This is a genomic window from Streptosporangium sp. NPDC002721 (assembly GCF_042888905.1).
Classification (GTDB): domain Bacteria; phylum Actinomycetota; class Actinomycetes; order Streptosporangiales; family Streptosporangiaceae; genus Streptosporangium.
Window position 1 is genome coordinate 156,744 of record NZ_JBIAQI010000018.1, and the last position, 8,561, is coordinate 165,304.

The 8,561-nt window shown below is 68.6% G+C and carries 13 protein-coding genes; 9 read left to right on the top strand and 4 right to left on the bottom strand.

What is annotated here, in order from left to right; translation table 11 throughout:
- Positions 1 to 8 precede the first annotated feature (8 nt).
- The gene (locus tag ACFYWM_RS25890) at positions 9 to 488 is read right to left on the bottom strand and encodes a MarR family winged helix-turn-helix transcriptional regulator (RefSeq protein ID WP_389918192.1); all 480 of its coding nucleotides are present in this window, start codon (positions 486 to 488) and stop codon (positions 9 to 11) included.
- 84 nt (positions 489 to 572) lie between these two features.
- Here ACFYWM_RS25890 and ACFYWM_RS25895 point away from each other — a divergent pair, with 84 nt between their 5' ends.
- On the top strand, positions 573 to 1,460 hold the full coding sequence (locus tag ACFYWM_RS25895; protein WP_389918193.1) for an alpha/beta fold hydrolase: 888 nt from the start codon (positions 573 to 575) through the stop codon (positions 1,458 to 1,460).
- 438 nt (positions 1,461 to 1,898) lie between these two features.
- Here ACFYWM_RS25895 and ACFYWM_RS25900 read toward each other — a convergent pair whose 3' ends face one another.
- Positions 1,899 to 2,480 (bottom strand): TetR/AcrR family transcriptional regulator, encoded by a 582-nt coding sequence (locus tag ACFYWM_RS25900; protein WP_389918195.1) that lies wholly within the window; start codon positions 2,478 to 2,480, stop codon positions 1,899 to 1,901.
- Between the two features lie 112 nt (positions 2,481 to 2,592).
- Between ACFYWM_RS25900 and ACFYWM_RS25905 the strand changes: the two genes are divergently transcribed.
- The 4 genes from ACFYWM_RS25905 (at position 2,593) to ACFYWM_RS25920 (ending at position 4,374) form a co-directional block, all read left to right on the top strand.
- Positions 2,593 to 3,456, top strand: a complete 864-nt coding sequence (locus tag ACFYWM_RS25905) for an NAD(P)H-binding protein (RefSeq protein WP_389918196.1) — start codon at positions 2,593 to 2,595, stop codon at positions 3,454 to 3,456.
- A 7-nt stretch (positions 3,457 to 3,463) separates the two neighbouring features.
- On the top strand, positions 3,464 to 3,739 hold the full coding sequence (locus tag ACFYWM_RS25910; RefSeq protein WP_389918198.1) for a hypothetical protein: 276 nt from the start codon (positions 3,464 to 3,466) through the stop codon (positions 3,737 to 3,739).
- Between the two features lie 63 nt (positions 3,740 to 3,802).
- Positions 3,803 to 3,925 (top strand): hypothetical protein, encoded by a 123-nt coding sequence (locus ACFYWM_RS25915; RefSeq protein ID WP_389918200.1) that lies wholly within the window; start codon positions 3,803 to 3,805, stop codon positions 3,923 to 3,925.
- Entirely contained in the window at positions 3,922 to 4,374 is a 453-nt protein-coding gene (locus ACFYWM_RS25920) for a nuclear transport factor 2 family protein (protein ID WP_389918202.1), read from the top strand. Before ACFYWM_RS25915 ends, ACFYWM_RS25920 begins: the two co-directional genes overlap by 4 nt.
- Before the next feature lie 566 nt (positions 4,375 to 4,940).
- Here the strand turns inward: ACFYWM_RS25920 and ACFYWM_RS25925 are convergent.
- A complete protein-coding gene (locus tag ACFYWM_RS25925; RefSeq protein WP_389918203.1) occupies positions 4,941 to 5,762 on the bottom strand; it encodes an SDR family NAD(P)-dependent oxidoreductase in 822 nt (273 codons plus the stop codon).
- 86 nt (positions 5,763 to 5,848) lie between these two features.
- Between ACFYWM_RS25925 and ACFYWM_RS25930 the strand changes: the two genes are divergently transcribed.
- Entirely contained in the window at positions 5,849 to 6,274 is a 426-nt protein-coding gene (locus ACFYWM_RS25930; RefSeq protein WP_389918205.1) for a MarR family winged helix-turn-helix transcriptional regulator, read from the top strand.
- 94 nt (positions 6,275 to 6,368) lie between these two features.
- Here the strand turns inward: ACFYWM_RS25930 and ACFYWM_RS25935 are convergent, their stop codons facing one another.
- Positions 6,369 to 6,989, bottom strand: coding sequence for a TetR/AcrR family transcriptional regulator (locus ACFYWM_RS25935; protein ID WP_389918206.1), 621 nt, complete (start codon positions 6,987 to 6,989; stop codon positions 6,369 to 6,371).
- Positions 6,990 to 7,266: 277 nt separating this feature from the next.
- On the opposite strand from ACFYWM_RS25935, the gene ACFYWM_RS25940 reads away from it, so the two are divergent.
- The 3 genes from ACFYWM_RS25940 to ACFYWM_RS25950 form a co-directional block, all read left to right on the top strand.
- Positions 7,267 to 7,629 carry a hypothetical protein gene (locus ACFYWM_RS25940; protein WP_389918207.1) on the top strand — a complete coding sequence of 121 codons (363 nt, stop codon included), beginning with the start codon at positions 7,267 to 7,269 and terminating at the stop codon, positions 7,627 to 7,629.
- A 185-nt stretch (positions 7,630 to 7,814) separates the two neighbouring features.
- A complete protein-coding gene (locus ACFYWM_RS25945; RefSeq protein WP_389918355.1) occupies positions 7,815 to 8,183 on the top strand; it encodes a transposase in 369 nt (122 codons plus the stop codon).
- Between the two features lie 69 nt (positions 8,184 to 8,252).
- On the top strand, positions 8,253 to 8,561 hold a 309-nt coding region (locus ACFYWM_RS25950), incomplete at its 3' end, for a carbohydrate-binding domain-containing protein (protein WP_389918209.1).

Below are 8,561 nucleotides of genomic sequence, written 5' to 3' on the forward strand. Positions count from 1 at the left end.
CAAGCCGCTTAAACCGGCTCGCCGAGGTCTCGGGTGATCCAGCCGGGGGTGTCGAAGCGTACAGGCAGCGCTCCTACCAGCGCAGCCAGGTGTGTCTCGAAGGTCTCGAACTCGGCGGCGCCGATCTGCTGCTCCCATTGATCGCGCAGCTCGTCGAAGATCGCTTCACCTTGTTGCAACACGTCGAAGCCGAGTGGGGTGACCTGAAGGCGTTTGCGGCGGGCATCGAGGGGGTCCGTGTCGCGTGCCACGTATCCGCGCTCTTGCAGCACCGCGATGGTTTTCGCCGCCGACTGCTTGGAGATCGACAGGCGGCGACCCAGCTCCGAGGCGCTGTCGGCTCCCGCGGCGATGGCACGCATGGCGAAGTCATGGACAGGACGCACGTCCTCGTAGCCGCGCCGGGCCAGCTCGATGATCGCCGCGTCGACGAGCGTACGGAAGCCTCCGAGCAGCAGCAGTGCCAGATCGGCGCCAGAGCGAGACATGGGAGCAGGCTACCGCAGCGCCTGGACAAACGACAGCCTGGGTGTCTAATATTAGACACCCAGGCTGTCGAATTAGGGAGAGACATGACCGTCGCACCAGCCAGTCCCACCGTGCCGGAGATCACCCACCATCACGCCGAGGTCAACGGAACCACCCTGCACTACGTGGCCGCGGGAACCAGCGGATCGCCGATCCTGCTGGTCCACGGATTCCCCGAGACCTGGTGGGCCTTCCGAAAGCTCATCCCCCTGCTCGCGGTCAACCACCGCGTCTTCGCCGTCGACCTGCGCGGTTTCGGCGACTCCAGCAACGAGCCGGGCGAGTACGACAGCAAGACCTCGGCCGAAGACCTGCACCTGCTGATCGCCCACCTCGACGTCGGCCCCGTCCACCTCAGCGGGCAAGACATCAGCGGGGCGACGGTCTTCCGCCTGGCCACCACCCATCCGGAAGACGTCCTCAGCTTCACCGCCATCGAGATGGGCCTGCCCGGGTTCGGCCTTGAGACGCTGGCCGACGTCACCCACGGCGGCTCCTGGCACATCGGCATTCTCGCCGCGCCCGGCATCCCCGAGATGCTCCTCGCCGGCCGCGAACGCGAGTTCCTCGGCCAGTTCGCGTTCCCCGCCCTGAGCGCAACCCCGGGCGCGATCACCGACACCGACATCGACGAGTTCGTCCGTACCTACGCACGCCCCGATGGCTGGCGCGGGGCGATCGGCCTCTACCAGTCGATGCTGAAGGAAGGCCCCGAAATCAGGACCCTCGCAAAGACCCCTGGACTGAGTGTGCCCGTGCTCGCGGTCGGCGCGGGCGGAGGCCCGTTCACCGCCGACACCATGTCTCGGGCCATGTCGGCCGAAGTCACCTCGGTGTCACTCGACGGCGTCGGCCACTACGCCGCGATGGAAGCCCCCGAAGAACTGGCGAAGGCCATCCACGACTTCACCGCACACGTCGACGCCGCCTAACCGTTCCATGGGCCGCCCCGGAGAAAATTGGACAGCCGCCCCGCACCGAGACAGGCGCCGGCCGTTACGGGGCGCGCACCCATCATCGGAGCCTGCGCCCGAAACGACGACACCGCGCCCGCTGGGCACTCGACCCGTCGACCTCCGACACCGGCAACAAGCTCCACACTGAAGTCGCCGTTCAGCCACACGATCAACACGACGAGGCTCACCCTGACGATCGGCCGTCAGTCCTCGCGATGTCTTTCTGCCGTATTCCGGCCGCTCTCGTTCCAGGACCGCACGGAGCTCCTGACCGCGATCGCAACCCGTAGCGAGCCGTTGCCCCGCTCGCGGCGAGCGGTTCTGTGATCGTTGCGCCCTCGGATCGCTGATCGGCGATCTGGTGGAGCTCAGGGTCATGCTGACGGAGGTGCGGCGAGCTGATCTCCTGGTGAGTCAATGTCGCACCCCTTCGATCGTCAGCTCGGTGAGCCGGTCGAGGTATCGGTCGTCCACCGGCCGGGCGTGGGTCAGGCGCCAGAACATCGGTGCGACGGTCAGGTCCAGCACCAGGTCGACATCGTCGGCAGCCAGCTCGCCCCGGTCGCACGCCCGGCGGAGCGCGGCGCGAGCCCAGGTGAGGCGTGGACGTGTGACATGTTCCTCCACCGCCTCCGCGAGCACCGGGTTGCGGTCGGACTCGGCGATCAGGTCGGGCAGCACCGCCCGGATGCGCGGGTCACTCAGCCAGTCGAAGGCGGCCTGCATCACCGCCCGCACGTCACCGCGCAGGGACCCGGTGTCCGGGGCGGGGCCGGCCGGGATGCTGAGCAGGGCGAGCCCGTGGACGATCATTTCCAGCTTGGACGGCCAGCGCCGGTAGATCGCACTCTTGCCGACGTTGGCACGCTGAGCCACGCCGTCCATCGTCAGGCGTGCGTAGCCCGCCTCCACCAGCAGGTCGATGGCCGCCGTGGCGATGGCGTCGGTGACCGCCGGGTTGAGCACGGCGGCACCCGTCGGGCTTCGTCGAGACATGGTCCTGCACTCCCCTAGCTTAGGACGGAACGGTATCGTCCCGGCCATGTTACGCTCAACCAGATAGGTCGAGACGGTACCGTCTCGACCGGATGATATGGAGGATCGGCTCATGAGAACTGTCCTCGTAACCGGCGGAACCGGGACCACCGGCCGCCGGGTCGCCACCTTCCTTCGCGCCCGTGGCGTCACGGTGCGAACGGCCAGCCGACACCCCGTGGCCGGCGACGACCAGCACGTGATCTTCGACTGGGCCGACCCCGAGACCTTCGCCGGAGCCGTGGAAGGCGTCGACCGCGTGTTCCTGGTCGCCCCGCTCAGCGACCCCGACCCCGCCGCCGCCGTCGCCGGCTTTCTCGACGCGGCCGTCGCGTCCGGCACCCGGCGTGTCGCTCTACTGAGCTCGTCCGCGGTCACCGACGCCCCATCAGGACCGGGCGCCCTGCCACCGCTGGTGCGAGACCGCGTGCCGGAGGTGGCGGTACTCCGTCCCTCCTGGTTCATGCAGAACTTCGTCGGAAGCCACCCCGTGGCGGCCGGGATCCGCGAGCACGGGGAGATCGTCACCGCGACCGGCCGGGGCCGGGTGGCCTTCATCGACCCCCACGACATCGCCGCCGTCGCCGGCCATCTGCTGCTCGGGGCCTCGATCCCCGACGGGGAGCTGATCCTCACCGGCCCCCAAGCCCTGAGCTACGACGAAGCCGCCGCCATGGTCGGCGAGGTCACCGGCACCGCGGTGCGCCACACCTCGGTCACGGCCGAAGAACTGACCACGGCGATCGAAGCCAGTGGAGTGCCCCACGACTACGCCCGGATGCTCGCCAACATGGACGCCGAGATCGCCGCGGGCAGCGAGGAGCGGATCACCACGACCGTGCGGGACATCACCGGCGAAGAGCCCCGCTCGTTCCGCGACTTCCTCCTCGACGCCTACCGGACCCGCTCGGCCCACCCGGCGGGGACGGTCGCCTGATGCGTCCGTGATCTTCGCCGACGACCGGCGGTTCTGGTTCGAGACGCTGCGGATCCTCGGGCACGCCGCCTACGGCGGATCCGACGTCGGCGAGGTGCTGATCACCGCCGAGGCGATCACCTCCGGCAACTACGACAGCTGGTACGACGCATGGCGTTCGACGGCAGCGCCGAGGGGCTGCCTACCTGGGCGGGCTGGCCGCCCTGCTCGGCGGGCGATGACCTGTTCTTCGCCGGCGACGGGACGACGAAGTCCCAGCCCCAGGAGTTCTACGACCATCTGACCGTCCCCGCGCACCTGCAGCACTTCACCGCCGCCGAGGGCGCCGACGCCGACGGCCACGCCGGTGCCGAAAGCCTGGCGCCTGGCCTTGGCCCGCGTCTTCGACTGGCTCGACACCACCCTGCGCCACGCCGGCGACAGCCGGAACGGCCACACCACCAGCGCCCAGTACGAGGAGATCTCATGAATCTGCAGGAGATCAGCGACCGGTTCGAGATCCAGGACGTCGTCCACCGGCTTGTCCGCGGCTTCGACCGCCGCGACTGGCACACCGTCGAGCACCTGCTCGCCGACACCGTCGTCTCGGACTACACCGCGATGCTCGGCGGCGAACCGCAGTCGCGCAGCGCCGCGGAACAGACCCGGTACTACCAGGAGCAGCTCGATCCCTTGGACACGACGATGCACGCGGCCACGACGTTGCTGGTCGACCTCGACGGCGATCACGCCACGGCAAGCGTCAACATCCTCACGTGGCTACGCCGCGAAGCCGCTCACGACGGCCCGCTGTGGTCCAACGGCGCCGCCGGCGAGATCCGGCTGACGCGCACCGCGGGCCACTGGCGCATCGACCGGATCACCGTGCGACCCGCCTGGGCCGAGGGCAACAGAGGCGTCCTCGACCCCGCCCGATAAAACCGGCACCCACCAGCCCCGCCGGCGCCGGAGCGCAACGCGCCAGGCACGCGCGTTCAACACACCCATCCCCGGCACCAAAGACGAGCTGACAGGCCATCGCACCCGCCGTCGCCCCGGCGCGACGTTTCGATTACACGTGCTTGCCGAGTTCCTCAACCGCCGTGGCGGCCGCCTGTCCACCCAGGCGGTCGACCAGCTCATGAACGAACTCGCCACCGACGCCGGCGTCCTCGACGAAGCAGGCACCCTCGCCCTGTCCGCGCCCGCATCCTCCGACATGCCCTGGCCACCGACCTGCTCCGCGCTGGCGTCGACATCGTCGCCGCCGCCGAAATCCTCGGCCACGCCCGGCGCTACTATTGCCCACCCACGCCGACCTCGAAGACGCCGTCAGCCACCTCCTCACCGCTCAACAGATGCACCGCTGAGCTGGGCGAACTCAAGCGCGTGTACCTGGCGACACGAGTCTTGCCGACATCCCGTACCCCGCGCTCGAAGATCTCTTCAGGCCCGATCGGGGCATCTGAGCGGGTCACTGGGCGGCGATTGCCAGGTGATCGATCTCAGTGCCGCGCGTTGTCGATGTCGCGGGCGCGGTGCAGGCCCCGTCTCCGGTTCAGGCGCCCGGTCAGCCGGGTGACCGTGGTGCGGGGCAGTACGCGAGGGGCCCACGTCATCGCCCTGGTGATCGTACGCCCGGGGTAGGAGTTGACGGCGCCCTTGGCGAAGGCGTCGAGGGTCCTGGCCGCGACGCCTTCGGGCGCGTCGGTGAAGGCCGGGTTCATGGTGGCGGAGCTGTGGTCGAAGAACCCCGTGTCGGTGGCTCCGGGGTGGGCTCCCATGACTCGGACTCCCGTACCGCGAAGTTCCTCGGCCAGCGCCTCGGTGAACGACAGCACGAACGCCTTCGTCGCCGCGTAGCTGGCCTGGTAGGGCATCGCCTGGAAGGCGGCCGTGGAGGCCACGTTGATGATCCCGCCGTGCCCCCGCTCGGCCATGCGGCCGCCGAGCACGTGGGTCAGGCTCATCAGGGCGGTGATGTTCAGCTCGACCGAGCTGACGTTGCGCTGGAGCGAGGTACTCAGGAACGGGCCGACGGCACCCGCGCCCGCGTTGTTGACCAGCAGGTCGACGGTACGGCCCTGCCGGTCCAGTTCCGCGATCAGAGCCGTCACCCCGCCGGGGTCGGCGAGGTCGGCCGCCAGGGGGGTCACCTCGACCTGGTGCGCCGTGCGGATCTCGTCGGCGACCCGGCGCAGCGCGTCGCCGGAGCGGGCCACGAGCACGAGATGAGCCCCTCGACGGGCGAGTTCGTGCGCGTAGGCCGCGCCGATCCCTTTTGACGCGCCGGTGACGAGTGCGGTGACACCGCGGTACCTGTACATGATCGTCCCACCTCATTTACTTCGAGTCTCGAACCAAAGGCAGGCTAACAGCTTCGAGACTCGAAGCAAACTGCTATCGTCAGGGCATGACGAACCAGGCGCTGGAGCAGGTGGTGCGGGCCAGTCACGAGGTCTTCATGCTGACCGGTGACCGCATCGCCAAGGCACTCGAGGAGCTTCGGCTCACGCACGCGACCGCGCAGGCCCTGTGGGCGATCGATCCCGCAGAGCCCGCCCCGTCGATGACGGTGCTGGCGGGCCGGCTGTTCTGCAACGCGCCCAACCTCAGTTTCGTCGTCACCCAGCTGACCGATCGCGGGTACGTCGAGCGCGCCGTGGACCCCGCCGACCGGCGTTCCCGGGTCGTCGTGCTGACCGAGCAGGGCCGGCGGGTACGCGAGCGCGTCATCGGCGTGACGCTCACCGAAACCCCGTTCGCCGGCTGCGACCCGCAGGACCTGCGCCGCCTCGCCGAGATCTTCCAGCGGGTCCTGAGCCGCACCCGCGGATAAGACCAGAACAGAATTTCGCATGAGCGGGCTGAGCCTAGCGGGCGGAGCCCCCGGCCGCCCGCTCGATCCGGTCGAGGTGGTGCCGTCTCAGCGGTCAGTCGAGCAGCAGCGCCAGCCGGTCGATGACGACATCCTGCAGATCCGGCGGCCAGGGGAACAGCGGCGCCGCCACCCGAAGCTGCGCCAATCCGTGCAGTCCGACCCAGAGCGCCGTCGCGTCGGTGAAGGGATCCGCGCTGGTCGAGCGTCCTGCCGCGACACAGTCGGCGAGGGTGCGCCGGATGACCTCGAAGGCTCCCATGCCGAGCACGGCAAGCTCGTCCGCCAGGGCGGGAGCCCGTTCGAGGGCCTGGCCGGCATTCCACACCGCTCCGAACATCACCCGGTAGCGGTGGGGCCGATGTTCGGCGAAATGCAGGTAAGCCGCGCACGCCGCCCGCAGGCGAACGACCGGATCCGCGTCATCCGGTGCGGCGAGCTCCTGCTCCAGAGAGGCGAACGCCTGCTGGGCGACCGCCAGCAGGATCGTGTCCACGTCGGAAAAGTGCATATAGATCGACGGCGCGGAGATGCCGGCTTCCCGGGCCACCGCCCGTAGAGTCACGCTCTGCGGCATGCCGTCGTCCACAAGTTTCACGGCGGCGCTGACGATCTCGTCACGCAACTGGGCACCCTCGCCGCGCTTGTTGCGGGCCCGGGTCTTCGATGTAGCCACTCCCGTGACTTTACACCTGTTAGGCAATCGCGTATGTTTACGCATGTAAGTTTACGTCTGTTAGTAAGCGGATGGAGTTGCTGTGACTGCCACGACCATCGCCACCACTGCCCGCCTCCGCATCACCACCCCGACCCGCCGCGCCGACCTCATCGGCCGCGGCCTTCGCCTCCCTCGCGACCGGGGTCGCGGTCGTCGCATCGGCCTATGTGCTGTGCCGCGGCTGGCTGGCCTGGCATCCCGCAACCACCGCCAACGCCCGATGACAGGAGTATCCATGTCCGCCCTCCCCCTTCCCCAGACGCAGGAAAGCCGCAGGTCCCGTCGTGCCGCCCGGACCGTCATCATCTCGGCCTGGGCGGTGCCGGTCCTGGTTGTCGGCCAGTTCGCCATGCTGGCCATCGTCCCGGTCACCCTCGCGCTGGTCGCCACCTTGCGCCACGCCCGGCTGCGCGCACTGCGGCGGTGGACGGCGGCGCTCGCCACGGCCTACGGCCTCGCACTGATCCTCTGGGCGATCGGCCCCGACCGTGCACCCAGCCTTTCCAAGGACATGCACCCGATTTCCGCGGCACTGATCATCGCGACGGCGCTCGCCACGGTCGTCGCCTTCCATGCCGACCGCCGGGGCTCACTCTAATCCGCGGGCCGGTCGATCCGGTCGCCACTCGATGACGACAGCGGAAACCGAAGCAGCCAACCCTTCACCGCAACCGGAGGTCTCCTGCCCTGCGGTCATCTGCAGATGACCGCAGGGCAGGAGCAGGCCAGCCCCTGACGAGCCGACAGATCTGGAACTAGACCAAGCTCCGCAGGCGGCCGGCCCTGGATCTGATCGACGAGGCGATCGGCCGGGGCCTTGTTCCGCGGGTGATCGTCGCCGACGCCGACTGCGGCCAGATCGCCGCGTTTCGTCATGCTCTGGCCGAGCGAGCCCTGGATTTCGTCGCGGCCCGCTCTGGCGAGTCAGCTCACTCTCACGATGCGGTATCCACCACACCCGCGTGGAGCGGTAACAGGTGCAAGCCTGCCGCCCGCTACCGCACTCAGGCGTCCTCACTGAAGGAGTTGACTGCTTTGCGCGGACTCATCGCAGCCAGAGCCGTCAGGCCGGAAAGAACGCAGTCCCTGAGAATGAGGTCACGCAGGACAGAGCCCCCAAGGTCATGTGAAGGACTTGTTTCCAAGTGTTGACTTAACCGTTTAAGGCCCGTTAACTCTGCGGAAGCAGGTAACAACACCCCCGGAAGGAAGGAGCGGCGGATGAAACGCCCTCTGGCCCTCATCACCGCAATACTTCTATCGCTGCTCGGCACCGCACTGGTGACGACACCCATGGCGATCGCAAGCGCCGCAAGTAGCAGTTATCCGACGTGCAGCAGCAGTTCCAGCGACCCCGACGGCGACGGCTGGGGCTGGGAGAACAACCAGTCCTGCAAAGTCGCCAGCGGCTCCGGCGGATCCAGCGGCTACCCCACGTGCAGCAGCAGTTCCAGCGACCCCGACGGCGACGGCTGGGGCTGGGAGAACAACCAGTCCTGCAAAGTCGCCAGCGGCTCCGGCGGATCCAGC